Raw genomic sequence first — 25,700 nt, 5'->3', positions numbered from 1 at the left:
TTAACTATGCGCGCTTTAATACAACGAGTTCTTGAAGCCAAAGTGGTTGTAGACGGTGAAACTACAGGCGAAATCCAACACGGCCTACTGGTGTTTTTAGGCATTGGCAGAGATGATACTTTGGCTATTGGCCAAAAGCTTATTGATAAAATTTTGAAATATCGAATTTTTGATGATGAACAAGGCAAAATGGGCTGGAACGTGTCTCAAGCAAATGGTGGAATCTTGCTTGTGTCACAATTTACCTTAATGGCACAAACACAGAAAGGTTTGCGTCCAGACTTTGGTCCTGCCATGCCACCTAGCGACGCAAAAGCGTTATACGAGCAATTGGTTGAATATGCGCATTCTCAATTTGAAAAAGTTCAAACCGGAATATTTGCTGCTGACATGAAAGTACACCTCATTAATGATGGTCCGGTGACATTCAATCTGGAAGTCGAAGCATAAATATAAAAAAACTCCCAAAATGGGAGTTTTTTTATAGCTGGATATTAACGTCCAGTTTTCTCTTTAATGAAAGCACGCGCCTGACGTACTTTATCTTTTACTGGTTTTGGTAACTTAGGTGGAATGAGCTTAGCAACTTGGTTGAACCATACCAATAGGCTGAAGTCACCTTCCATTTTAATGCTGCCGTCTTGCATACCCGTCATAAATGCTGTTGGGTCACCTTTGATCAAAGTTTTTACACCTTGCTCACTGTCTGCAAATTGCAAAATAAAATCAGCTTTTTCAGGTGCGCCTGCAACAGTATCAATCTGACCATTATTAATAATGATCTGACGTGCAACACCTAAATCTGTACCGATCTGAATACGGAATGCGCGGTCATGAATCAGTTCAATAAACTTAGGGCTAGTACGCGCCAACTGCTTCATACGCAGCACTAAACCTGCTACCAACAAATCTAATGGGTCTGTACTGACATCAACAAGAGGTAACTTGACTACAGGTATGGAAGAAAGTTTCATGAACATTCACGCCTATTGTATTTTTATGAAAACTTTAGAGCAAAACTTAGCAAGGACATACCATTGCCTGTGTTTTATGCATCAATTGATATTTTTTAGCTGGCAACGCAATCTAGATGAAACGTCAACAGACCCATCTATCGTAGCATAACTGGCTATTTTTTAATAAATGCTTTGTATAATAAAAATCACGTTTCGTAAATGAAAAAGGCATGCTGTGCATACCTTTTTACCGTTAGATAACAATTTAATTATCGGCTAGAACATTGCTGCTGATCATCTTCATATACTGGCGTGTGTTCTATATATTGGCGATTTGCCAATGCCTTTTGTGCTTGTTTATCCTCACGTAACAAAATAAATGTAACCATTACCATCGCTAGACTTAATGCAGTTAAATAACTATATGTGACTGGCATTTCAAAAGTGACTTGAACTCCAAAACGGACCACTTCCAATAGCCCCCAAAAGAACATCCCTGCAAGCATAAAACCAAGCCAACGACGGTAAGGAGAAAAGAAAACAGCAACAAGCGCGACAGCAATTAAGCTGAATCCGGCGATAGCGGCAAAATTCGCTGTTACCATAGAAACCTCCGTCTTAATGAAAACGTCTAAAAACATTCGGTCTTTAATACCCGACCTCATTCCAAAAACAACTTTAATTCATGATTTGTGTTGAAGCTTAGGATGCATTATGGATGTTTTTTTTTAGAAAAAAAGACCCGTTTTTTCTTAATGCGACATACTTTGTCGCAACATTCTTTTGTCATTACATTTTTGTAAAATTCAAAAAGTTCGATTCCCTATATGGCATCAATTCTGGCGTGTCATTACAAAAAAATATGCTGTTTTTAAGGACCAAAATAAGTTTTTTTCAGATTTTTTTATTGCCTTTTTTCTGTGCAAAATTTTGTCATAACTTGCTTGTTTTTATGACTATTCTGCATAAAAAAAGCGCTACTCTGAAGTAGCGCTTAAAGCTTATTCATATAGGTTAAGCACGATTTAAATCTTTATCATGCATACCCAGTAAATACAGCACACCATCTAAACCAACACTTGAAATTGCCTGATTTGCATTTTGGCGTACTAATGGTTTTGCACGATAAGCAACACCTAAGCCTGCAATCGCAAGCATCGGTAAATCATTTGCACCATCGCCTACTGCCATCGCTTGCTCTAGAGAAATCCCCATCTTATTTGCAAGCTCGCGTAATAACTCAGCTTTACGGGCACCATCTACAATCGCACCTTTCACTTCGCCTGTTACGAAGCCGTCTTGCACATCTAAAATGTTAGCGTGTACTTCATCAATACCGAGTTTGCCTTGTAAATATTCAGCAAAATACTGGAATCCACCAGATAAAATTGCCGTTTTATAACCAAGTGCCTTTAAGGTCGAGATAAGACGCTCTGCACCTTCGGTAATGGTTAAACGCTCTGCAATTTTAGGTAAAACAGCAGCATCAAGCCCTTTTAATAATGCAACACGTGCACGGAAGCTTTGCTGGAAATCAAGCTCACCTTGCATTGCTCTTTCAGTAATTTCAGCAACTTGTGCGCCTACCCCTGCTTCAATCGCCAACTCATCAATTACTTCTTGTTCAATTAGGGTTGAGTCCATATCGAAACACACCAAACGGCGATTACGTCGATAAGCGTTGTCTTCTTGAACAGCAACATCGATATTTAATTCGCTTGAAAGAAGTAAACATGCAGCTCGCATGGCTTGTGCATCTAAAGTTGGGCCGCTACTTAGACCAAACTGTACACAGGCACGACGTGGGAATGCACTATCCTTTTCAAAGTCTACACGACCTGATAAACGCGTTACTGTTTCGATGTTAAAGCCTTGGCTAGACACAATTTTTGTAACTGCTTGTAAGTGTGCCGCAGTGAGTTCTGGAGCTAAAGCCGTGACGATATAACGAGTCCGACCACCTTCACTTACCCATTGATCGTATTCTGCGCCCGTGATTGGTTTAAAGCGCACTGTTAAGCCAATATCATGTGCTAAAATCAGAATCTCTTTCATTGCCAATGCGGTCGCAGTTTCATTATCAGAAGCGACTACAATGCCTAATGTAAGTTGATTATGAATAACAGCCTGACCTACATCCAGTATTTGCAATGAATGTACGGATAGTACTTGCATTAATCGGGTAAACTGGTTTGGTTGGTCCGGTCCTAAAAAGGATATAAGAATGATTTCTCGCATGAATTGACTCTAGTCTGAGTGACAACTATTGTAAGAATCATAATCGAATTTCAATATAATTGCCTTGGAAGTTTAACTTGATTGCGCCTAGACAAGGGCTATTTGCTAGCCTACTGATCGTTAGTTTTGCATTGCATACCTTTTTATTGGTCATTGCAACGACACACCAGCTTAATGAAAACCGTGCGAGTCAAGGTCAGCTCATGACCAGTCAGCTCGTTGCAGACAGCTTATCCGAGCTTGAACCTGCTAATACGGTGTCTTTGGCTCTGATTGCCAATCGCTATGCGACCAATCCAAGTGTTGCGTCTATTCGCATTCTTGATGCAAACAAACAGGTTCTAGCAACGAGCGGAATTTCAAAAACCCGCCAAGGCGAAATTTTTGCTCGTGATGCCCTTCAAAATGAAAAGAAAGTCGGATCTATTGAAGTTACGTTGATTCAGCCAAGTATCGGAGAAATTCTTCGTACTCAATGGCTTGCAATTTTAGCTTCTCTGTTTTTGCATGTTTTATTGTGGCTTGCCTATCGCGCGATTGCTCGTCCAACACGAAGTGAATATTTGGCACGCATTAATGAAGAAAACCGCTTGAAGCATGAAATTCAGCAGTTAACTCAAGCATTGGCTCTAGAAAAACAAAATACGGTAACCTTGGTTGCACAAGCTCAGCAACAAGCTAAAGCGAAACCAGCAGCTCGCCAACAAGCCGAAAAAACTTCAGATTCAGCTGACCAACATACGTTGGCACTCAATATTCAGTTTTATGACCCTAAACAGTTATTAAGCAGTGTTAACCAATCGGTATCTGTTCCTTATTTCAAACTCTGCCAGCTCTTTTTAAACAAGAGTATTGAGTTATGCGTTAAGCATTACCAATTGAAACTCACAGATATTGAAGTAGTAGATGAGTTTAATGCCGACGGTGCGACACTTGCGATTTCAACCTCTCATACGCATGCCGTAGAATGTCTACTTATGATTGGAACAGTATTCCAATTACTTTCAGATGTTTTATATAAACGTTACCGTGAAGATAAACGCTTTGCGCTGCAAACTCGTAGTGCAACATGTAATGCTGTAGAAGCTATGCAAATCGATGCAAAAGAAGCTGCTCAACGTTTAGCACAGCATCTTCACGCTAAAGAGTCTGCTTTATATCTCGAGAATGAACAGCTCAAAGCAATTCAAGACAGCTACCAACTTGTTGCTATGCCAAACCCAAGCAATGTGATGACACGTCACGCATTTATGATCAATGGTATGAATGCAGAATGTGCTGAACTTGCTCAAAATATCCGGACTGAAATTTTAATGGGGAAAAAATCAATCCCACAAAATGATAGTCCAAGTAGTGCAGCTTCATAAAAAGTAACTACGCGCATCAGAACCTAGCCTTTTGGCTAGGTTTTTTTTATTTAAATTCATGGCTTTTATTTAAAACCACTCCATTTTCTTATGATTTATTTGTATAAATAAATCTCGATCTATTCTTAAGTGTCACAAATTTGGATAAATCAGAATCATAGGCAAAATTCTCTAAACAGCGTAAACTATGCAAAATTTATTAAATAGAAATTGTCTTACGACAAAAAAAGGTGAAAGCGAATGCCGCTGAGTCGTGTTGAAGATCTTGTCGCCGATATTCGTGCAGGCAAAATGGTTATCTTGATGGATGACGAAGATCGCGAAAACGAAGGTGATCTTGTCATTGCAGCAACGCATGTTCGTCCTGAAGATATTAACTTCATGATTACCCATGCACGTGGTCTAGTTTGCCTAACGCTAAGCCGTGAGCGCTGTAAACAGTTAAACCTTCCATTGATGGTTGACCAAAACGGTGCTCAGCACAGTACAAACTTTACCTTATCAATCGAAGCCGCTGAAGGGATTACCACGGGTATTTCAGCAGCAGAGCGTGCACATACTATTCAAGCTGCTGTCGCAGCGCATGCAAAACCAATTGATATCGTACAGCCGGGTCATATTTTCCCGTTAATGGCACAACCAGGCGGTGTTTTACATCGTGCAGGCCATACCGAAGCAGGTTGTGATTTAGCCCGTTTAGCAGGTCTTGAACCAGCTTCTGTCATTTGTGAAATCATCAATGAAGATGGCACAATGGCACGCCGTGCAGATTTAGAAATTTTTGCTGAGAAGCATGGCTTAAAAATTGGTACAATTGCGGACTTGATTCACTACCGCATGACCAATGAGCAAACGGTTGAACGTCTGGATCAAAAAACCATTCAAACAGAATACGGTTCATTTGAACTTTATCGTTATCGTGAGATTGGTAACCCGGACATTCATTTGGCTTTAGTTAAAGGCGAGCCAAAAGAAGGTGTTACAACAGTACGTGTGCATGGTTTTAGTCCAATTCGCGATTTGCTTAAGCTAAATAAAGCTGATGGTGAACCTGCGTGGAACTTAGACCGTGCCCTACAGACGATTGCAGCGAGTGATCGCGGTGTTTTAGTCTGGATCGGACAAGATCATTTGCAAGACTTGGGACCAGCGTTGGATGATTTAAATAAGCCAAAACCGGTGAAATCCAATGCAGCACTTTCACATCAATATCAAACTATTGGTGTCGGTGCTCAAATTTTGCGTGATTTAGGTGTTGAAAAAATGAAGCTTCTTAGCTCACCATTACGTTTCAATGCTTTATCTGGCTTTAATTTAGAAGTAGTGGAATATGTCACTGCTGATCAAATCACAACGAAATAATCGAGGTTGCTATGGCAATTCGCCGTATTGAAGGTTTATTACATCTCGCAAGCGAAGGTCGTTATGCGATTTTAGTGGGTCGTTTCAACAGCTTTGTTGTTGAACACTTATTGGATGGTGCAATCGACACATTAAAACGTCACGGTGTAAATGAAGATAACATTACTGTTATTCATGCTCCTGGCGCATGGGAACTCCCGATTGTTGCTAAAAAATTAGCTACATCAAACCAGTTTGATGCAATCATCGCACTTGGCGCAGTGATTCGTGGTAGCACACCACACTTTGACTTCGTTGCTGGTGAATGTGCAAAAGGTTTAGGTGTAGTCGCGTTAGAAAGCAGCTTGCCTGTCATCAATGGTGTATTAACTACTGATAGCATCGAGCAAGCCATCGAACGCTCAGGTACAAAAGCAGGAAACAAAGGTAGCGAAGCTGCTTTAACTGCAATTGAAATGGTTAATTTATTAAAGGCAATTTAAAGCATGTCTCAAACACTGCAAGCCGCTTATGCAGCAAAACGTAAAGCACGTCGTTTTGCTGTACAAGGTATTTATGAGTGGCAAATGAGTCACAACCCTGTACATGAAATCGAAGCACGTACCCGTGCGGAAAATGCAATGCACAAGGTAGACTTAAACTACTATCACGAACTGTTAACACAAGTGATTGCACAGCACGAAGATCTTGATGCATTACTTATTCCGGTTCTTGACCGTGAACTTAGTGCACTTGATGGTGTAGAGCTCGCAACATTACGCTTGGGTGCTTACGAGTTACGTGATCATTTAGAAGTACCTTATCGTGTCGTTCTAGATGAAGCTATTGAACTCGCTAAACACTTTGGTGGAGCAGATAGCCATAAATACATTAATGGCGTTCTAGATCGTTTAAGTTCAACACTACGTAGTGCTGAAAAACAACAAGCAAACTAATAGGTTTGAAGTTGATATGGCTGAGTTTTCTATTATTGACCAATACTTTAACAGACAATCTTACACAGATGTCACCTTGGGTATTGGAGATGACTCAGCCTTAATTACCCCTCCCGTAAACCAACAATTGGTGATCTGTGCAGATACACTCGTTGCTGGACGTCATTTTCCTCTTGATACTTCTGCCCATGCGATTGGCTGGAAAAGCGTAGCTGTCAATCTTTCAGATATTGCTGCCATGGGGGCAAAACCGCATAGTATTTTACTTGCGCTCAGCCTACCCACAATTGATCATGAATGGCTTGAAGGATTCAGTCAGGGAATTTATGACTGCTGTAATCAATTTGGGGTTGCTCTCATTGGTGGAGACACGACCCAAGGCCCTCATCTCACCATTACCGTCACAGCCATGGGCTGGATTGAAACCGGACAAGCCGTGTTACGTTCAGGTGCCAAAGTCGGTGACTATGTTTGTGTGAGCGGTCAAGTGGGTGACGCCGCATATGGTTTACAGCACCTAGGTCATCCATTACAAGAAAGACTAGACTACCCGACCCCACGTTGTCAGCTTGGACAACAGTTGAAGGGGTTAGCATCTAGTATGATTGATATTTCTGATGGATTAGCCCAAGATTTAGGCCATATTTTAAAAGCTTCAAAGGTCGGTGCCCGATTACTTTTAGAAAAGTTACCGATTGATTCAACACTACAAGAACTACCGGAACAGCAGCGCTGGCAATATGCGCTAGCTGGTGGCGATGATTACGAGTTATGTTTTACAATAACACCGCAAAATTATGAAAAACTTTTGCAAAAACAACTAGACATTAAGATTACAATGATCGGAGAGATCGTTGAGCAAACACAACTAACTTTTGAGCATTTGGGTTCAGATTACCCACTGCAAATTCATGGATACCAACACTTTGCATAAGCCACCGATTCATTTTAAGGACATGTCTTGGTTCAACCGCTGCATCGTTTTCTGTGGAGTTGGTTTCGGATCTGGTCTCGCACCTAAAGCTCCCGATACTTTTGGCTCTGCCTTTGCCCTACTCTTCATTCCAATCTGGTTATCGCTTGGCTTTAACTTAAGCTTGATCGCTATCCTCATCATGTCCTTGGTGGGAATTTATATTTGTGGTCAAACTGCAAAAGTTATTGATGTACACGATGATGGTCGAATTGTGTGGGACGAGTTTGCGGGTCAATCTATTACCTTCCTTCCCCTGCTTTATTTACAACAAATGAATTGGATGTGGGTGATTGGGGGATTTATATTATTTCGGATTTTCGATGTTTGGAAACCTTGGCCTATACGCGTTATTGATCGTCAAGTGCATGGTGGTTTTGGTATTATGCTTGACGATATTATTGCCGGTGTATGGGCTGCTCTTTGTACACTAATTATTATCCATTTGAGTTAAATCATTAGAGTTATACATGTCAACTACCGTCATTATTCTTGCTGCTGGCAAAGGAACGCGTATGCGTTCTCAGCTTCCTAAAGTACTACAACCTTTAGCGGGTCGCCCACTTTTAGGACATGTCATTCAAACAGCAAAAAAAATACACGCAGAAAATATTATTACGATTTATGGACATGGTGGTGACCACGTCAAACAAACTTTTGCACAAGAAAAGATTCAATGGGTTGAACAAGCAGAACAATTAGGTACAGGTCATGCGGTACAAATGACTTTACCAGTACTTCCTAAAGACGGTATTTCATTAATTCTTTATGGTGATGTACCTTTGGTACGTCAAACAACGCTAGAGCAACTTGTTGAAGTTTCAAGTAAAACGGGCATTGGCATGATTACTTTACATGTCGACAACCCGACAGGTTATGGTCGTATCGTTCGTCAAGAAGGTAAGATTCAAGCGATTGTTGAGCATAAAGATGCAACAGAAGCTCAGCGTCAGATTCAAGAAATCAACACAGGTATTTACTGTGTTAGCAACGCAAAACTTCATGAGTGGTTGCCTAAACTTTCAAATGAAAATGCGCAAGGCGAATATTATCTAACTGATATCGTAGCAATGGCTGTTGCAGATGGGCTAGAAATCGCATCTATTCAACCAGAACTCGCTTTTGAAGTTGAAGGCGTCAATGACCGCTTACAACTTGCTGCACTTGAACGTGAGTTCCAGCAACAGCAAGCAAAAGAGCTTATGCAACAAGGCGTAACTTTTGCAGACCCTGCACGCTTTGACTTACGCGGTTCTGTGAAAGTTGGACATGACGTTCGTATTGACGTCAATGTGATTATTGAAGGTGACTGTGAACTGGGCGATTTTGTAGAAATTGGCGCTGGATGTATTTTAAAGAACACCAAAATTGCAGCAGGCACTAAAGTTCAAGCCTATAGCGTTTTTGATGGCGCAGTTGTAGGCGAAAATGCTCAAATTGGACCATTTGCACGCTTACGCCCAGGCGCTAAATTGGCAAATGAAGTACATATCGGCAACTTTGTTGAAGTTAAAAACACAACGATTGGATTGGGCAGTAAAGCCAACCATTTCACCTACTTAGGTGATGCAGAAATCGGTGCTGAATCGAATATTGGGGCAGGTACGATTACTTGTAATTACGACGGTGCAAATAAACACAAAACCACTATTGGCGATGCCGTTTTTATCGGTTCTAATAGCTCGCTGGTTGCTCCGGTGACCATTGGGAATGGCGCAACAGTTGGTGCGGGTTCTGTGATTACGAAAGATGTAGCCGAACAAAGTCTCTCCTTTGAACGTGCGCAACAAATTTCAAAAGCAAATTATCAACGTCCCCAAAAGGTTAAAAAATAAGAGGATTGAAGTATGTGTGGTATCGTCGGAGGCGTTGCAGAACGTTGTGTAACCGAGATTTTAATTGAAGGTTTAAAACGTCTTGAATACCGCGGTTATGATTCTGCGGGTGTTGCTTTACTGAATAACCAACAAATTTTACGTGAGCGTCGTGTAGGTAAAGTTATTAATCTTGCCGATGCAGTTGCTGAACACCAGCTTACAGGGGCTATCGGGATCGCACATACCCGTTGGGCAACACATGGTAAACCAACTGAAAATAATGCTCACCCGCATATGTCTGGTAAGGTTGCTGTTGTACATAACGGTATCATTGAAAACTACCAAGAATTAAAAGACGACCTTCAAGCTTTAGGTTATGTTTTTACTTCTCAAACAGATACTGAAGTTGTTGCACACTTAGTTGCTGAAGCTCTAAAAAGCACAGATAGCCTTTTAGATGCTGTTGAAACTGTTGTACCTCAGCTTAAAGGTGCTTACGCGCTAGGTATTATCCATAGCGATTATCCAGATGAACTGATTACTGTACGTGAAGGTTCACCACTCGTGATTGGTGTAGGTATTGGTGAAAACTTTATTAGTTCAGACCAACTTGCACTTTTGCCTGTAACTAACCGCTTTATGTACCTAGAAGAAGGCGATATTGCACGTCTTACCCGTACTTCAATTGAAGTATTTGCAAATGGCGAACGCGTTGAGCGTCCAGTGCGAGAGCTTGATGCAACTGTAAGTAGTGCATCAAAAGGTGAATACAAGCACTACATGCTCAAAGAGATTTATGAGCAACCAGAAGCAATCAAGCAAACGATTTCTCAAGCGCTTGATGGCAATAGCTTACGTGATGATTTCTTGAAAAATGCCGATGCAGATTTCAACAAAATTCAAAGCGTACAAATCATTGCTTGTGGTACAAGTTACCACTCAGGAATGATTGCGAAATATTGGTTTGAGCAACTGATTGGTGTGCCTTGTCAAGTTGAAATCGCAAGTGAATTCCGCTATCGCACTCCTGTAATTGTTGAAAATACACTTTATATTTGTATTTCACAGTCAGGTGAAACTGCTGATACTTTAGCGGCACTACGTGAAACTCAAAAGCGTGCGAAAGCAAACAATATCGATATTCAGACTTTGACTATCTGTAACGTTGCGACGTCTTCAATGGTTCGTGAAACCGATCATCACTTATTGACGCTTGCTGGTCCTGAAATTGGTGTTGCATCAACTAAAGCGTTCACGACTCAGCTTGCTGCGCTTATGTTGTTAATCTTGAAAATTGGTCAAGTTAAACAACGTATTAGCCCTGCTCTTCTTGAAGAAATTACACGTGAGTTATGGCACAGCCCGAAAGTTATTCTTGATACGCTTAAACATGATCCAGAAATTTTGCGTTTGTCTGAATTATTCGTTGAAAAAAATCACTGCTTATTCTTAGGCCGTGGTACGAATTATCCAATCGCATTAGAAGGCGCATTAAAGCTTAAAGAAATTTCATATATTCACGCAGAAGGTTATGCGGCTGGTGAGTTAAAACACGGCCCATTAGCACTTGTTGATAATGAAATGCCGATCGTAATTCTTGCTCCAAATGATGAAATGCTTGATAAGCTCAAATCAAATATGGAAGAAGTTCAGGCACGTGGTGGTGAATTATTCGTTTTCGCTGACGAAAATAGCGGAATCAATGGAAAAGACCGTCAACACGTTGTACATATTCCAGCAGTAAACGAATGGTTAGCTCCAATCGTTTATAGCGTACCAGTTCAGTTGTTGTCTTATCACGTTGCTGTATTACGTGGTACAGACGTTGACCAGCCACGTAACTTGGCGAAATCAGTAACTGTAGAATAATAATCAGACATGCTATCTATGCCATAAAGGGTGTAGATCGCTTCTGTTGATTAGAAAGCCCGATATGCATTAATTGCCTATCGGGCTTTTTTATTGCGTTCATACCAGAACATAGAGAACTCCCCCTCAGGCCTCTGCATCTCTGCATCACAACAGAATTTTACTTTTACGCTGATTTAAAGTTTGAGAGATCATTGCGACACAGAGATAAAGGAGCTAAGCGAAATACTTAGCTCATTTCATTTTTGTCGCAGCGTTGAATGCTGCTGAACAAGTTAGGGGCAAAGTCCTGTGGGAGAACAGGACTTTGCAAACTGGTGTGTTTTAAACGTTGCACGATTTGAGGTGAATACACTTGCGCGAGCTGTTGGCAAACACAATTACAACTGGCTTGCATGTGTTCACCTGACAAGCAAATTCTTTTAAATTCCTGCTGAGCATTAGCGTCATCATTTGTAATACCGTAAGCACCGACCACAAGGTTTAAAACTAATATAAATTTATGAAGTTTAATATTATTCTCATGATTATTTATATCTTTAAATAAAATAAAAATATTATTTGTTTAAATATTAAAATAATTTTTTAAATAACAGTTAATCCTCCCATAAAAACAGGAAAATAAAATAATTAAGATTTTAAAATAAAAATAATTTATATATTTAAAAAATCAGGACATAGAAAATCCAAATTTTAAATAAATAAAATAGTTAAATGAGAGAGAAAATGAGTTTAAATTGTGGCATAGCCAACTCCTTAAAAATGGAGTCCTACCACCAAATCACCGTCAATTGATTAGGGTGGCAGAACGAAAGAGGGTTGACAGACTAGACTTAGCGACCAGCACGCGCGAACGCGTCCCCCTTCCGCCCTACCATAGAGAAAAAGGGGGCACAAAGGTTCCACATGGGAAATACTCAGAAAGTATAACCCATTTGCTAAGTACGGTCTGTCAAAACCGTCTGGCAATGTAGGCCAGCAACGAAATATTAATCTGTATAATAAAGAACGTCAATTTATTTTAATGAAAAAGTTTAAATATAATAATTTAATTAATGTTTATATAATATTTTCTTTATTTTATATTTATAGCTTTTAATAAAATTTAAAATATAAACATGAGTTATATATATTTAGTTAATAAAATAGATTAATCGTTAATTCTAATTTAACAGTCTATATAAATATATAGAGAGATATTGCCCGATTATGTAACTTGGCTAAGTCAGTAACTGTAGAATAATTTAAAAATATCGTGTTATGAAAGACACTTTGTTTTGATAATTCATCTATTAAAAAGCCTGATATGTCTTTGAAATACAAACTGGACTTTTTTATTACGTTCATGAAACTTTAGAAAATAGTGGTATCTTCTTCTTAAGATATTCTAATAAATTCAACCAAATCAATATGTTATATACAAAAACCAACAAAAACACTTGGATTTATATGTGAAAAATTATGGTATAAATCACGCTTCGAAATTTGCCTAATAACTATAAATTTCGACTATTACAAAAACTTTCTAATTATAAGGAGCAACTCATCATGGCTAATGGATTTCCAGGTGGAAACTTTAGAATCGTTAACAAAGAAACAGGTGCATGTATCGCAAGCGCATACGGTGGACAAACCCATGGCTTACAAGATGCTGTAAGTTCACTTGGAGAAACGGGTAAGATAGCTTACTCGCATACAAATGACCGACTATTTACAGTACATGACAAGGTTAAAAACATAGAAGAAGAACTTTGGTATTTTGACAGCCGCGACTATCGCAGTGGGCGAGAGAATAAGCTATACAACAAAGTTAAAGATATTCGTTCTAGTTGGGTGCTCGGTGCTTATGTTAAGACAGATGCGATTGCATATAAATTATTAGACAAGGACTTAGAGCATTTCCTTACTCTTTTACCAAAGCAAGATGAAGAAACACTCGCCCACTTAAGAACAAGTGATTGTCTTGATATCGTTAGTCTATTAGATACCTTTATTGATAGTAACGGCGAAGAAACGATTAAATCGGAGCTTGTTAGTAAACTTGATGAGACTAAGCTGAATGACTTTTTAGATGCAGTACTCGCTCATGAATCAATTCGTCGCATCGAACAAAAGTTCCATGAATATGCTTCCTCTCCTTTGCTATTTTTAGATATTCCTGAACTTAAAGATTTACCTAATAGCCCTTTCACTCAGCATAACGAACAACTCTATAAGATTATTCTTGCCTCTGTGCAATTAGATGTCTTGGATCAAAAAGATTGGACTACAAGGTCAGAGTTCCGATTGCATTTACGCCATGACAATATCGATGCTCTACTAAAAAATATGAAGAAAGAGAGCATGGCGGAGCTTCATGTAAAAGCATATAAAGAATATGAAAATACTCAAGACCTCAAAAAAGAAGCCGTAAAAGTCCTTTTAGAGCTTAGAAAAACTCTAAATTTACATACGAATGAAAAAAATATGGATACGGTCAAAAAGATTTTAAAAGTCAGCTTAAAATCAAATGAATCTTTTGAACAACTGCAAACAGCATTGAACAGTACCAATGGTAAAGAAATAAAACCAGTGAATTGGCATACTGGCGATGTTTTCTTGCAAGGCGCGGGTCGTCAGTACCAAACTAATTGGGCATTTGAAGATGGTTATATCTTTGTAGAAGGCCAACCAGATGCTGTACTGACACATATCTGGGGTTCATCTGTAGGTATTAGTCAACGATCTGATGACCCAAACCAACGTTGGGAACTTAAAAGTGCTTAATAGACAGTGACTCTAAAAGCTAAATAAGCTTATTTTCAATCATCCAAAGAATTTAAATCATTCTTTGGATGATTTTTAGTTTTTATAGCCATAAATCTGATTATAAAATTGAAGTACTTATCAATTTCTTATACTTTAAATTGTTTAAAATTCATTCAAAAATAGCAACAATAAGATAGGTAAAACATGATTTCTTTAGAGCTTTTCATTACATTTTTAATTACTACGATTATTTTTGCTTATATTCCGGGTCCGGCAATGCTGTATACCGCTGCGCAGACACTTTCTCGTGGTAGAAAATCTGGTTTGATGGCTGCATTTGGAATTTTCTTAGGAGGCTGTTTTCATATCATTGCAGCCTCTTTAGGCTTAACGACCATCTTTCAAATTATTCCAAAACTCTATGATATTATTAAAATTTTAGGTGCTTTGTATTTAATTTGGTTAGGCATTAAATTAATTAGATCTACCTCGTCCCCGACTCTTCAACAAAATCTTGAAAATGGTCAGTTATCTTTGAAGCAGAGCATTCTGGTTGAAGTTTTAAACCCTAAAACCGCTATTTTTTATATTGCCTTTTTACCTCAATTTATTAATACATCATTAGATTTTCCAGTTTGGTCTCAGTTCATTATTTTAGGACTGATTGTGAATCTGATCTTTGTTTCTGCTGATGTGGTTTGTGTGTTTTTAGCCAATTATATTAGTCAAAAATTAACTAAATCGGAGAAGCCCCAAAAATCTATGTCAGTGATGGGTGGACTCATTTTTATGGGGCTAGGCGTTTTTCTTGGCTTTAAAAACCAGTAGTTTTTACAGGTAATCGCGTACCTAACAAAGAAAAAGTCACGTCCGCAACTTCCAACGGGTCTGAACTGGTCCAAATAATATGATTCCCCTCATTTGGGCTTTCAGAACTTAACTTATATTGATTAAGCTGCCGTATTAATTGCGCTGTTACAGCTTCCGAAGGCTCAATAATTTGGATATCGCGACCTACAATTTCCTGAATCGTATCTGAGACAAATGGGTAATGGGTGCATCCTAAAATAATCGTATCGACTTTTTGTTCGACCAACGGCGCCAAAATATTTTCTAAATAATCTTTAACTTCCGCGGTATGTGCTTTGCCCGTTTCGATTTTTTCAGCTAAGCCAATACAAGGCACTAAAGACACTCTAATATCTTGCGCATACATTTCAATTAAACTTTTTAAATTTTTACCCTTTACCGTGGTGGCAGTTGCCAAAACCGCAATATGCTTACTTTGAGTGATTGCTACTGCCGGTTTTACGGCGGGTTCTATTGCAATAAGTGGCACATTAATTTGCGCTCTAATCGTTTCAATCGCTACAGCCGTCATGGTGTTACAAGCAACCACAATCGCTTTGCAATTCCCGTCATTTATAAGATTTGAGATTAAGTGAGTGGTTCGTGAAACAATCCAGTCGCTTTCTTTGTCTCCATACGGGACATATTTCGAGTCAGCGAAATAGATAATGTCTTCATTCGGAAGGGCCTGCCGAATATGCTTAAAGAGAGACAACCCGCCTAAACCAGAATCAATCATTCCAATCGGGTTGTTATTGTTATTCATGATTTATCCTGCATTTCATATATTTAGAAAAATTCTTTCATGGTTGCTAAGTCGTTGAGCACGACTTTGGGCTGAATAGTTTTTAATTTTTCAGCCGATGTATAACCCCAACCTACCGCAGCAAAATCAATGCCTGCTTTATGTGCAGCTTCGCCATCAGTCGTTTGGTCGCCGACATAAATGGCCTGCTCTTTATTTAAATTCAAAATATTGAGAACACGCTTAATTCGTTTAGCTTTACCAAATATAGACGAGCCACCATCAATATGGCTAAAAAGTTCACATAGTTCTGTACCAAGAATACTTTGACAGTTTTCTTTAGAGTTTGAAGTAATAATTGCGAGCGTATATCCCCGATTATGTAGTTCAATTAAGTGATCCCGCATGCCCTCAAACATGTAAACTTCTTGATCTCTTTCTTTCATTAAACGAATGAAATCTTTGGCAATCCAAGGCAGTTTCCACCTAGAAACATTCATCTCTTTCATAATTTCTTTTGGTGAAAGATGTTTGTACTGCTCTACTTCATGTAGCTCTACAGATTTAAATTTATGCTTCTTGGCAAGCTGATTTAAAGCACCTAAAAAAAAGCTAAAGGAGTCGACTAAAGTACCGTCCATATCAAAAATAATAGCTTGGTATTCTTTTAAAGATTTTTCCATTTTAAAGTTTTGAAATAAAATATATTTTTTATAATTATATTCTGTTTTCTATTGGTTTTTAAATCAGGCCCAACGAGGACCTGACCTAAATTTCGATTTTTGTTTTAAGCTGCCGCTTTTTGTTCCTTAATCCAATTTTTAATACGTGCATCCAGAATATTTAAAGGCAATGTTCCTGCATCTAAAATCATGTCATGGAACGCTTTGATATCAAAACGATCTCCAAGCTCCTGTTTTGCTAACTCCCGTAGCTCTAAAATTTTTAATTGTCCCATCTTATATGCTAATGCTTGGGCAGGAATAGCAATATAGCGGTCTGCCTCTGCCTGAATATCAGGTTCATCCAAAGCAGAGTGTTCTCGCATAAAATCAATCATTTGCTGACGGGTCCATTTTTTATAATGTACGCCAGTGTCAACCACTAGACGACAGGCACGGAACAACTCACTCGATAGTCTTCCATAGTCTGAAAGTGGGTCTTTATAGAAACCAACATCTTTACCCAATTGCTCGGCATAAAGTGCCCATCCTTCTATATAGGCAGTGTGGTTAGGCTGCTTTCGGAACATCGGCAAATTTGGCAGGTTTTGGGCAATATCAATCTGCATATGGTGTCCAGGAATTGCCTCATGGTAAGCGGTTGCTTCCATTGATATTTTGGAACGTTCAGAGAAGTCCCCTGTATTTACATATACTTGTCCCGGCCGCGAGCCATCAGGCGTGCCTTGGTGGTACTCCGCTCCTGCCGCTTCTTTTTCTCGATATTGCTCTACAGGCAAAACTTCGACTTTATTTTTGGGTAATAAACCAAACAGCTTCGGCAACTCTGGTTGCATTTGGGCAATGTACCCTCGATAAATCTCTAAAATTTCTTCACGAGATTTTGGGAAAACCGCTGGATTTGTTTTTAATGATTGTTGGAAACTTTTTAAGTCATTGAAACCTTGTGCTTTAGCAATTTTCAGCATTTCCGCTTCTATACGAGCAACTTCTTTTAACCCAAGCTGATGAATATTTTCAGGGCTTTCAGAGGTTGTCGTATTGTTTTCTACATAAAAGCGATAGAGCTCGTCACCATTTGGCAAGCTCCATATACCCTCGTGTTGTCGTCCATAGGGTAAGTAATCTTTCTGAATAAATGTTCCAAGTTTTTGATAAGCAGGGCGAACATTCTGATCTATGGCTTGTAGCACTTCACGGCTTAAACGCTCTTGTTCTGCTTTCGAAATATTTTTTGGAAATTGCTTTAATGGAGAAGCAAACACACTGTCTTTCCCTGCGGGAGTTGCAATGCTATTAATCTGCTTTGCCACCTTTTCAATTAAATATTTGGGTGGCATCAAACCATCTTTTTGTCCTTGTTTCGCTAACTGAATACCTTGATCAAGAATAAGAGGAATTTGTTTTAAACGAGAAATATAGTCTTGATATTGCTTAGCATTATCAAATGGAATCGAACTAATAAATCCCGGAAATTGTAAATGTAGGCCCCACATTTGATTAAAAGGTATCTCATACAATTTCAAATCATAATTTTTAAGTGTTTCTTTCAACTGATAAATCATTAAATCTTTATTTAATTGATCAGTTGCTGAAAACCCTGTGCTATCAATCGCTTCAAAACCTTTTAAAAAATTTTGAGTAGTTTTTTTATCTTTCTCAATCTGATTTTTTGAAAGCTCTGTCCATCGATCGTTGTAGCGTAAATCTCCTAAAACGGTTGCAGTTTCAGGACTATTTTTCAAAGTATACTCCCACTGTTCCTGTAAAAGTTGGTTTAAAGCTTTCACCCGAACAGAGATATCACTCTTTTGTTTAGATTGTGATTTTTCGATGGTATTTGTATTTATTTCGGGGGTTGTAGCATTAGAAGAATGAGACATCCAAAATAAAACACTGATACAAGCCAATTGTAAGGTTCTGTTTTTCATTTAATTATCCAGAAATATTTAACAAAGGTTAAAATAAAGACAAAACAAATTACGTGCCAAGCAGCATATAAAATGGTGTAAAAATCGAGTATTTTTTTAACTAAATGATTTTATAAATTAATTTTCTTTTTAATTATATTATTTATAGTTGCTATCTATATTCCACATCTGACTTTAATAGACCAAGAACTTAAAAAAAGTGCACATGAGCAATCTCAGTGCACTTTTTAATTTTTACATTAAAAATTGTTTCTCAAGAAAACAAATATTGATAAACAATATAGGCAGCCAGTTTTGCTGTTCTATTGTCTAAATCAAATTTTGGATTGCACTCGGCAATATCTAAAAGTTTAATTTTTCCAGTCTCTTGAATATGCTTAAAAATCGCTTCAAAAGTCGCTAAATCAATTCCTTTAACAGCTGGTGCACTGACCCCCGGTGCAACCGCAGCCGCGAAGACATCTAAATCAATCGTAACGTACAAACAGTCTACTTTTTCAATAAAAGCATCAACCGCTGCGAGCACGTTGTTTAGGTTAAAAATATTAACCTCATGGTCACGTAAATATGAACAATTTAGAGCATCGGCTGTATCAAACAAAACTTTAGTATTGGCATGGTTGGCGACCCCAATACATAAATAATTAAATTGTTTTTGATGCTGTTCTGAAAGTCGAGCTGCCTGTAAAAATGGTGTTCCAGAGGTGGCATGTTCAGCTTCACGCAAATCAAAATGGGCATCGAAATTAATAATGCCTATTTTTTTATCTGGCGCGTGGGTTTGTACATATTGGAACAGACCGCTAAAGCTACCAAAGGCAACCTCATGTCCACCACCCAATACAATCGGTTTTAAACCATTTTGTAGGCTATTGGCGACTTGTTCAGCTAATTCGCTTTGTGCTTGCTCTAAATTATCATATTCGCAGGTCACTGTACCCAAATCGACAATACTGACTGGATGATGAATGGGTAAATTGGCAAGCTGATTACGGATTGCGTCTGGCGCATCGGCAGCACCGACTCGACCTTTGTTACGTTTCACGCCTTCATCAGAACTAAACCCAATCAGCGCAAATTCGGCATGTTGGGTTTTATTCATAATATGATGAATACGTTGGTGTGCTTCACCTTCGCCATCATGGCGGCCTTGCCATTTAAATATGTGATTCATATGCCACCGTTTAAAAAATAACTTCTTGTCCATGCCGAACGACTCGCTTAGGCAAATCGCCGCCAAGCCAGTAAACAATTTCAGATGGATGCTCAATATCCCAAGCCACAAAGTCAGCGACTTTACCCTGCTCTAAACTGCCGTGTGTTTGCTCTAAACCGAGCGCTTGTGCAGCATGAATGGTGACACCAGCTAATGCTTGCTCTGGTGTTAAGCGGAAGAGCGTGCTTCCCATATTCAGCATTAAACGTAAAGAAAGTGCTGGAGATGTACCCGGATTTAAATCACTCGACAGCGCAATACGCACGCCATGTTTAATCAGGCTTTCAATTGGTGGATATTGTGTTTCACGCAATAAATAAAAGGCACCCGGTAATAACACTGCAACCGTGCCCGACTCTGCCATGGCTTTGACATCGTCTTCGGTCATGTACTCTAAATGGTCAGCCGACAAAGCATGATAACGTGCTGCCAAACTTGAGCCACCTAGCGATGAGAGCTGCTCAGCATGGAGCTTAACGGGCAAACCTAATGATTGTGCCGTTTTAAAAACACGTTCAACCTGAGCTGGTGAAAATGCCAAATGCTCGCAGAATGCATCTACTGCATCGACTAAACCTTCAGCATGTAGTTTAGGCAACATCTCTGTACAGATATGCTCGATATAAGCATCGCTTTGGTCTTTGTACTCTGGCGGTAACGCATGTGCAGCCAAGCAAGTGCTTTTGACCGTCATCGGTAAAGCTTCACCAATTTGACGGATCACACGCAGCATCTTGCGTTCATTTTCGTAATTGAGTCCGTAACCAGACTTAATCTCGATAGTGGTTACACCGTCTTGTTGCATACAACGAATACGTTTAAGTGCTGAGCTTAGTAATTGTTCTTCGCTTGCTTCACGCGTTGCACGCACTGTGCTGGCAATACCACCACCGCTTGCTGCAATTTCAGCATAGCTCACACCTTGCAAGCGTTTTTCAAACTCAACACTACGGTTGCCACCAAAAACACTATGCGTATGACAGTCGATCAACCCCGGGGTTACCCAAGCGCCATTTAAGTCAACTGTTTCGGAATAATTGTCAGCAGGAAGTTGTTGTTGTTTTCCAATCCAGTGAATGAGATGCCCTTCTGTGACGATTGCAGCATCTTCAATGTAGGAATATTGCCCATTTTGCATGGTCGCAATGTGGCAATTTTGCCAAAGTTTTTTCATTAGCCCATCCTCAAAACTGCCCAATAGTTCAACCATTGGGCAGTTCATTTGTTAGCTTTCTATCTCAACATTTTGCTGGATAGGATTACTTTCCTTTCCCAAGCTCTGCTCTGGCTTTACCCAAATGCGATAAGCAATCGTTAAGAGAGCAAGCCAAGTGATTCCTACATAAATTGCAGGACGTGAATCTGGGAAATATCCCATCATGACTAAGATGAACGCCATAAAACCAATCGCAAATGCAGGTGCATATGGCCAACCCCATACAGGGAAATCAAGTGCTTTAATTTCAGCAGTAGATAACTTACGGCGCATTGCGACTTGCGAAAGCAAGATCATGAGCCACACCCAAACAGTTGCGAAAGTTGCAATTGATGCAATGATCATGAATACATTTTCAGGAATCAGGTAGTTCAGCACTACACCAATTAATAGCACGCCAGCCATAACCACTACAGTCATCCATGGCACACCATTACGTGATAATTTCTGGAAAACTCGAGGCGCTTGACCACGGTTTGCCATGCCATAAAGCATACGACCAGCACCAAATACATCACTATTAATCGCTGAAACAGCAGCAGTAATCACGACAATATTTAAAATTGTAGCTGCTGATTGAATGCCCAAATTCTCAAAAATCTGTACAAATGGACTACCTTGGCTACCAATTTGATTCCATGGGAAAATCGACATCAGTACAAAAATGGTCAACACATAGAAAAGTAAAATACGTACTGGAACTGCATTAATTGCTTTAGGTAAGGTGGTTTTCGGATCTTGTGACTCACCTGCTGTAATACCAATAATTTCGATACCACCGAAAGCAAATACAACCACAGATAAACATGCAACTAAGCCTGCAATCCCATGTGGCATAAAGCCGTCATAAATCCATAAGTTTTGAATACCCGGTACCACACTGCTATGGTCAGCATGGAAACCATAGAACATTAAGCCGATTCCACCTAAAATCATGGCAACAATGGCGCTCACCTTGACAATAGAAAGCCAAAACTCGAGTTCGCCAAAGACTTTAACGTGAATGAGGTTAATTGCACCCAAGAACATAATCAGGGATAAAATCCAGATCCACCGTGGTACATCGGGATACCAGAACCCCATGTAAATACCAAAAGCAGTGACATCAGCCAACGCCACAATGATCATCTCAAAAACATAAGTCCAGCCTGTCGTAAAGCCAGCCAAAGGACCAATGTACTGTGAAGCATAGTGGCTAAATGAACCAGAGACAGGGTTTTGGACAGCCATTTCACCCAATGCGCGCATAACGATATAAATTGCAATCCCTGCAACGATATACGCCAGTAATACTGAAGGCCCTGCCATTTTAATGGCAGTTGCCGAACCATAGAAAAGCCCAGTTCCAATTGCTGAGCCCAATGCCAAGAAACGAATATGGCGGGTGTTTAAACCCCGCTGTAGTGTGGAGTTTTGTGACATTATAATCTCCAATCCTTGAGGATATTTAGTTAGATTCGGCCACTCCATGTGACCGTTTTATCAATCACACTTCAGATAAACTAGGGAGTAGTTTTGGAATAATTAACTCGTTTAAGCAGCCGCTTGAGAGTAATTCACTTGCTTGCTCAATATCAGGAGCAAAGAAACGGTCTTCACTGTAGTAAGGCACTTGAGCGCGCAAGATTTTACGAGCTTGTTCAAGTTTAGGCGAGCTTTTTAGGCCTTCACGGAAGTCTAGACCCTGACAAGCGCCTAACCATTCAACAGCTAAAATGCCACGGACGTTGTCAGCCATATACCAAAGACGTTTACCCGCATTCGGAGCCATTGATACATGGTCTTCTTGGTTGGCAGAAGTCGGCAAGCTATCAACACTTGCTGGATGTGCAAGCGCTTTGTTGTCACTTGCAAGAGCAGCAGCGGTAACTTGAGCAATCATAAAGCCTGAGTTAACACCACCATTTGCCACCAAGAACGGTGGAAGCTGTGACATATGACGGTCCATCATCATCGAAATACGACGTTCAGACAGTGAACCAATTTCTGCAATTGCCAAAGCTAGATTATCAGCTGCCATTGCAACAGGTTCTGCATGGAAGTTACCACCAGAAATCACGTCACCTTGTTCAGCAAACACAAGCGGGTTATCAGATACAGCATTTGCTTCAATTTCTAGTACTTCAGCAGCCTGACGGATTTGGGTTAAACATGCACCCATCACCTGTGGTTGGCAACGTAAAGAGTATGGGTCTTGAACTTTACTACAGTCTTCGTGTGAATGTGCAATTTCACTCGAATCAGTCAATAAATCGCGATAAGCCGCAGCTACATCAATTTGACCACGTTGACCACGTACTTCATGAATACGAGCATCGAATGGTGCACGTGAACCCAGCATTGCTTCAACGCTTAAGCCACCACAAACTGTTGCAGCTGCAAATAAATCTTCCGCTTCAAATAAGCCGCGTAAAGCATAAGCAGTTGAAACTTGTGTACCATTTAAAAGTGCTAAACCTTCTTTAGCTGCTAAAGAAATAGGTTCTAAGCCTGCAACTTTTAAAGCTTCAACTGCTGGTAACCATTCACCTTTATAACGCGCCTTACCTTCACCAAGTAACACTAAAGACATGTGTGCAAGTGGTGCCAAGTCACCTGAAGCACCTACTGAACCTTTAAGTGGAATGTGTGGGTAAACTTCGGCATTAATTAAGGCCAACAAAGCATCAATCACTTTACGACGAATACCAGAGAAACCACGCGCCAAGCTATTTGCTTTCAATAGAATAATTAAACGAACCATTGCATCATCAAGTGCTTCACCTACACCTGCCGCATGCGAAAGAACCAATGAACGCTGTAATTTTTCTAAATCTTCAGGAGCAATTTTGGTTGAAGCAAGTAAGCCAAAGCCTGTATTAATGCCGTAAGCTGTACGTCCTTCATTTACAATTTTCTCAACGCAAGCCACGCTTGCATTAATTGCAGATGAAGCACTTTCATCTAATTTAACTTTGATCGGGTTGAGGTAGGCTTGACGTAAATCGGCTAAGGTCAGTTTTCCCGGTTGGATCAATAATTCCATGTTGGCTTCCTAATTTTTTGCACTATATTCTGCTGAGACGGTGCTTTTCACAATTGCAAAAAGCACCGCCAGTTCTTCCGTGTATTTTTATTGCGTGATCATTGGCAAGTGTAGGCCTTGCTCTTTCGCACAGTTAATCGCAATTTCATAACCTGCATCGGCATGACGCATAACACCTGTTGCAGGGTCATTGGTCAGTACGCGAGCAATACGTGCAGCAGCTTCATCTGTACCATCACACACAATCACAACGCCTGAGTGTTGAGAGAAGCCCATACCTACACCACCACCGTGATGTAAAGACACCCAAGTTGCGCCGCCTGCTGTATTAAGCAAAGCGTTTAATAAAGGCCAGTCTGATACTGCGTCTGAGCCGTCTTGCATTGCTTCAGTTTCACGGTTTGGACTCGCAACTGAACCTGAGTCTAAATGGTCACGCCCAATCACAACTGGTGCAGACAATTCACCGCTACGAACCATTTCGTTAAATGCCAAACCAAGTTTTGCACGTAAGCCTAAACCTACCCAGCAAATACGCGCTGGTAAGCCTTGGAAGCTAATACGTTCACGTGCCATGTCTAACCAGTGATGTAAATGTTCATCATCAGGAATTAACTCTTTAACTTTGGCATCTGTTTTATAAATGTCTTCTGGGTCACCAGAAAGTGCTGCCCAACGGAATGGACCAATACCACGGCAGAACAATGGACGGATGTATGCAGGTACGAAGCCTGGGAAATCAAAAGCGTTTGCTACACCTTCTTCTTTCGCCATTTGACGGATGTTATTACCATAGTCAAATGTTGGAACACCCATTTTTTGGAAATCAAGCATCGCTTGTACGTGCTTCGCCATCGACTGTTTTGCAGCTTTTACAACAGCTTCGGGTTCAGTTTTCGCACGTGCACGGTATTCATCCCAAGTCCAGCCTACTGGTAAGTAGCCATTAAGTGGATCGTGTGCACTTGTTTGGTCAGTCACCATGTCTGGACGTACACCACGGCGTACAAGCTCAGGTAAAATTTCAGCAGCGTTACCATGAAGCGCAATTGAAATTGCTTTACCTTCTTTTGTATAGCGGTCAATACGCGCTAAAGCATCGTCTAAGTCAGTCGCTTGTTCATCTACATAACGCGTACGTAAACGGAAATCGATACTTGCTTGTTGGCATTCAATGTTTAAAGAACACGCACCTGCAAGTGTTGCAGCTAAAGGCTGAGCGCCACCCATACCACCTAAACCGGCAGTAAGAACCCAACGACCTTTTAAGTCACCGTTGTAGTGTTGGCGGCCTGCTTCAACGAAAGTTTCATAAGTACCTTGTACAATGCCTTGGCTACCAATGTAGATCCACGAACCCGCTGTCATTTGACCATACATAGCCAAAGCTTTAGCGTCTAATTCGTTGAAGTGTTCCCAGTTTGCCCAGTGCGGTACAAGGTTTGAGTTTGCAATTAAAACGCGTGGTGCATCTTTATGAGTTTTAAATACACCTACTGGCTTACCTGATTGAACTAATAACGTTTCATCAGTTTCAAGATTTTTTAAAGTATCTACAATTTTGTCGAAACATTCCCAGTTTCGTGCTGCACGGCCAATACCACCGTATACAACCAACTCTTTCGGGTTTTCTGCAACGTCCGGATCAAGGTTATTCATCAACATACGTAATGGAGCTTCAGTTAACCAACTTTTAGCCGTCAATTCAGTGCCGCGTGGCGCACGAATTTCTACATCACGAAATTTTGTTGTCATTGTTGTCACAGGCGG

23 protein-coding genes are annotated in these 25,700 nt (G+C 40.0%); 11 read left to right on the top strand and 12 right to left on the bottom strand.

The genetic code is table 11. The features are described from left to right. The first annotated feature begins 6 nt into the window (after positions 1-6). A complete protein-coding gene (gene dtd, locus JGE69_RS10200) occupies positions 7-450 on the top strand; it encodes a D-aminoacyl-tRNA deacylase (RefSeq protein ID WP_032005029.1) in 444 nt (147 codons plus the stop codon). 44 nt (positions 451-494) lie between these two features. Here dtd and JGE69_RS10195 read toward each other — a convergent pair whose 3' ends face one another. The 3 genes from JGE69_RS10195 to serB form a co-directional block, all read right to left on the bottom strand. Beyond that, on the bottom strand, positions 495-974 hold the full coding sequence (locus JGE69_RS10195; protein WP_002119134.1) for a hypothetical protein: 480 nt from the start codon (positions 972-974) through the stop codon (positions 495-497). A 251-nt stretch (positions 975-1,225) separates the two neighbouring features. Next, positions 1,226-1,561, bottom strand: a complete 336-nt coding sequence (gene aciT / locus JGE69_RS10190) for a ciprofloxacin tolerance protein AciT (protein WP_002119105.1) — start codon at positions 1,559-1,561, stop codon at positions 1,226-1,228. A gap of 409 nt (positions 1,562-1,970) precedes the next feature. Then, on the bottom strand, positions 1,971-3,194 hold the full coding sequence (serB, locus tag JGE69_RS10185; protein WP_005804373.1) for a phosphoserine phosphatase SerB: 1,224 nt from the start codon (positions 3,192-3,194) through the stop codon (positions 1,971-1,973). A 59-nt stretch (positions 3,195-3,253) separates the two neighbouring features. Here serB and JGE69_RS10180 point away from each other — a divergent pair, with 59 nt between their 5' ends. The 8 genes from JGE69_RS10180 (at position 3,254) to glmS (ending at position 11,517) form a co-directional block, all read left to right on the top strand. Next, a complete protein-coding gene (locus JGE69_RS10180) occupies positions 3,254-4,561 on the top strand; it encodes a hypothetical protein (RefSeq protein WP_080759785.1) in 1,308 nt (435 codons plus the stop codon). Between the two features lie 240 nt (positions 4,562-4,801). Then, the gene (gene ribBA / locus JGE69_RS10175) at positions 4,802-5,923 is read left to right on the top strand and encodes a bifunctional 3,4-dihydroxy-2-butanone-4-phosphate synthase/GTP cyclohydrolase II (RefSeq protein WP_199113319.1); all 1,122 of its coding nucleotides are present in this window, start codon (positions 4,802-4,804) and stop codon (positions 5,921-5,923) included. 11 nt (positions 5,924-5,934) lie between these two features. Then, complete coding sequence (ribE, locus tag JGE69_RS10170) at positions 5,935-6,405, top strand: 6,7-dimethyl-8-ribityllumazine synthase (RefSeq protein WP_002119264.1); 471 nt, start codon at positions 5,935-5,937, stop codon at positions 6,403-6,405. Positions 6,406-6,408: 3 nt separating this feature from the next. Next, positions 6,409-6,858: a transcription antitermination factor NusB gene (gene nusB, locus JGE69_RS10165; protein WP_002119137.1), complete on the top strand. Its 450-nt coding sequence runs from the start codon at positions 6,409-6,411 to the stop codon at positions 6,856-6,858. Between the two features lie 16 nt (positions 6,859-6,874). After that, a complete protein-coding gene (gene thiL / locus JGE69_RS10160) occupies positions 6,875-7,792 on the top strand; it encodes a thiamine-phosphate kinase (protein ID WP_075383264.1) in 918 nt (305 codons plus the stop codon). Next, on the top strand, positions 7,770-8,285 hold the full coding sequence (locus tag JGE69_RS10155; protein WP_199113317.1) for a phosphatidylglycerophosphatase A: 516 nt from the start codon (positions 7,770-7,772) through the stop codon (positions 8,283-8,285). The genes thiL and JGE69_RS10155 overlap by 23 nt, the downstream gene beginning before the upstream one ends. Positions 8,286-8,301: 16 nt before the next feature. Then, positions 8,302-9,666: a bifunctional UDP-N-acetylglucosamine diphosphorylase/glucosamine-1-phosphate N-acetyltransferase GlmU gene (gene glmU, locus JGE69_RS10150; RefSeq protein WP_032005035.1), complete on the top strand. Its 1,365-nt coding sequence runs from the start codon at positions 8,302-8,304 to the stop codon at positions 9,664-9,666. 12 nt (positions 9,667-9,678) lie between these two features. Further along, entirely contained in the window at positions 9,679-11,517 is a 1,839-nt protein-coding gene (gene glmS, locus JGE69_RS10145; protein ID WP_005300481.1) for a glutamine--fructose-6-phosphate transaminase (isomerizing), read from the top strand. A 229-nt stretch (positions 11,518-11,746) separates the two neighbouring features. Here the strand turns inward: glmS and JGE69_RS10140 are convergent, their stop codons facing one another. Beyond that, on the bottom strand, positions 11,747-12,031 hold the full coding sequence (locus JGE69_RS10140; RefSeq protein ID WP_075383266.1) for a hypothetical protein: 285 nt from the start codon (positions 12,029-12,031) through the stop codon (positions 11,747-11,749). Positions 12,032-13,065: 1,034 nt separating this feature from the next. Here JGE69_RS10140 and JGE69_RS10135 point away from each other — a divergent pair. Together JGE69_RS10135 and JGE69_RS10130 are read left to right on the top strand one after the other, a co-directional pair. Further along, positions 13,066-14,283 (top strand): hypothetical protein, encoded by a 1,218-nt coding sequence (locus JGE69_RS10135; protein ID WP_199113315.1) that lies wholly within the window; start codon positions 13,066-13,068, stop codon positions 14,281-14,283. A 186-nt stretch (positions 14,284-14,469) separates the two neighbouring features. Beyond that, positions 14,470-15,093, top strand: a complete 624-nt coding sequence (locus JGE69_RS10130; RefSeq protein ID WP_068929685.1) for a LysE family translocator — start codon at positions 14,470-14,472, stop codon at positions 15,091-15,093. Here JGE69_RS10130 and murI read toward each other — a convergent pair. The 8 genes from murI to hutU all read right to left on the bottom strand — a co-directional run bounded on the left by murI (position 15,080) and on the right by hutU (position 25,685). After that, entirely contained in the window at positions 15,080-15,880 is an 801-nt protein-coding gene (murI, locus tag JGE69_RS10125) for a glutamate racemase (RefSeq protein WP_199113313.1), read from the bottom strand. The two genes, JGE69_RS10130 and murI, sit on opposite strands and share 14 nt — an antisense overlap. 23 nt (positions 15,881-15,903) lie before the next feature. After that, complete coding sequence (locus JGE69_RS10120) at positions 15,904-16,542, bottom strand: HAD family hydrolase (protein ID WP_005804362.1); 639 nt, start codon at positions 16,540-16,542, stop codon at positions 15,904-15,906. 104 nt (positions 16,543-16,646) lie between these two features. After that, entirely contained in the window at positions 16,647-18,473 is a 1,827-nt protein-coding gene (locus JGE69_RS10115; protein WP_199113311.1) for a DUF885 domain-containing protein, read from the bottom strand. A gap of 253 nt (positions 18,474-18,726) precedes the next feature. After that, positions 18,727-19,647, bottom strand: a complete 921-nt coding sequence (hutG, locus tag JGE69_RS10110; protein ID WP_199113309.1) for a formimidoylglutamase — start codon at positions 19,645-19,647, stop codon at positions 18,727-18,729. Between the two features lie 10 nt (positions 19,648-19,657). Continuing rightward, positions 19,658-20,863 (bottom strand): imidazolonepropionase, encoded by a 1,206-nt coding sequence (gene hutI, locus JGE69_RS10105; RefSeq protein ID WP_199113307.1) that lies wholly within the window; start codon positions 20,861-20,863, stop codon positions 19,658-19,660. 51 nt (positions 20,864-20,914) lie between these two features. Next, complete coding sequence (locus JGE69_RS10100; RefSeq protein ID WP_199113305.1) at positions 20,915-22,327, bottom strand: amino acid permease; 1,413 nt, start codon at positions 22,325-22,327, stop codon at positions 20,915-20,917. A gap of 64 nt (positions 22,328-22,391) precedes the next feature. After that, complete coding sequence (gene hutH, locus JGE69_RS10095; protein ID WP_000421598.1) at positions 22,392-23,930, bottom strand: histidine ammonia-lyase; 1,539 nt, start codon at positions 23,928-23,930, stop codon at positions 22,392-22,394. 87 nt (positions 23,931-24,017) lie between these two features. Further along, entirely contained in the window at positions 24,018-25,685 is a 1,668-nt protein-coding gene (hutU, locus tag JGE69_RS10090) for a urocanate hydratase (protein ID WP_014207979.1), read from the bottom strand. Positions 25,686-25,700: the final 15 nt, after the last annotated feature.

This window comes from Acinetobacter sp. C13 (assembly GCF_016809775.1).
GTDB classification, from domain to species: Bacteria; Pseudomonadota; Gammaproteobacteria; order Pseudomonadales; family Moraxellaceae; genus Acinetobacter; species Acinetobacter pittii.
This window is presented reverse-complemented; position numbering and strand designations above follow the sequence as displayed.

What these genes read in the sequence shown, in the direction of transcription:
- dtd (WP_032005029.1), top strand. Translation starts at nt 7, where the DNA reads ATGCGCGCTTTAATACAACGAGTTCTTGAAGCCAAAGTGGTTGTAGAC.
- JGE69_RS10195 (WP_002119134.1), bottom strand. Translation starts at nt 974, where the DNA reads ATGAAACTTTCTTCCATACCTGTAGTCAAGTTACCTCTTGTTGATGTC.
- aciT (WP_002119105.1), bottom strand. Translation starts at nt 1,561, where the DNA reads ATGGTAACAGCGAATTTTGCCGCTATCGCCGGATTCAGCTTAATTGCT.
- serB (WP_005804373.1), bottom strand. Translation starts at nt 3,194, where the DNA reads ATGCGAGAAATCATTCTTATATCCTTTTTAGGACCGGACCAACCAAAC.
- ribBA (WP_199113319.1), top strand. Translation starts at nt 4,802, where the DNA reads ATGCCGCTGAGTCGTGTTGAAGATCTTGTCGCCGATATTCGTGCAGGC.
- ribE (WP_002119264.1), top strand. Translation starts at nt 5,935, where the DNA reads ATGGCAATTCGCCGTATTGAAGGTTTATTACATCTCGCAAGCGAAGGT.
- nusB (WP_002119137.1), top strand. Translation starts at nt 6,409, where the DNA reads ATGTCTCAAACACTGCAAGCCGCTTATGCAGCAAAACGTAAAGCACGT.
- thiL (WP_075383264.1), top strand. Translation starts at nt 6,875, where the DNA reads ATGGCTGAGTTTTCTATTATTGACCAATACTTTAACAGACAATCTTAC.
- JGE69_RS10155 (WP_199113317.1), top strand. Translation starts at nt 7,770, where the DNA reads ATGGATACCAACACTTTGCATAAGCCACCGATTCATTTTAAGGACATG.
- glmU (WP_032005035.1), top strand. Translation starts at nt 8,302, where the DNA reads ATGTCAACTACCGTCATTATTCTTGCTGCTGGCAAAGGAACGCGTATG.
- glmS (WP_005300481.1), top strand. Translation starts at nt 9,679, where the DNA reads ATGTGTGGTATCGTCGGAGGCGTTGCAGAACGTTGTGTAACCGAGATT.
- JGE69_RS10135 (WP_199113315.1), top strand. Translation starts at nt 13,066, where the DNA reads ATGGCTAATGGATTTCCAGGTGGAAACTTTAGAATCGTTAACAAAGAA.
- JGE69_RS10130 (WP_068929685.1), top strand. Translation starts at nt 14,470, where the DNA reads ATGATTTCTTTAGAGCTTTTCATTACATTTTTAATTACTACGATTATT.
- murI (WP_199113313.1), bottom strand. Translation starts at nt 15,880, where the DNA reads ATGAATAACAATAACAACCCGATTGGAATGATTGATTCTGGTTTAGGC.
- JGE69_RS10120 (WP_005804362.1), bottom strand. Translation starts at nt 16,542, where the DNA reads ATGGAAAAATCTTTAAAAGAATACCAAGCTATTATTTTTGATATGGAC.
- JGE69_RS10115 (WP_199113311.1), bottom strand. Translation starts at nt 18,473, where the DNA reads ATGAAAAACAGAACCTTACAATTGGCTTGTATCAGTGTTTTATTTTGG.
- hutG (WP_199113309.1), bottom strand. Translation starts at nt 19,647, where the DNA reads ATGAATCACATATTTAAATGGCAAGGCCGCCATGATGGCGAAGGTGAA.
- hutI (WP_199113307.1), bottom strand. Translation starts at nt 20,863, where the DNA reads ATGAAAAAACTTTGGCAAAATTGCCACATTGCGACCATGCAAAATGGG.
- JGE69_RS10100 (WP_199113305.1), bottom strand. Translation starts at nt 22,327, where the DNA reads ATGTCACAAAACTCCACACTACAGCGGGGTTTAAACACCCGCCATATT.
- hutH (WP_000421598.1), bottom strand. Translation starts at nt 23,930, where the DNA reads ATGGAATTATTGATCCAACCGGGAAAACTGACCTTAGCCGATTTACGT.
- hutU (WP_014207979.1), bottom strand. Translation starts at nt 25,685, where the DNA reads ATGACAACAAAATTTCGTGATGTAGAAATTCGTGCGCCACGCGGCACT.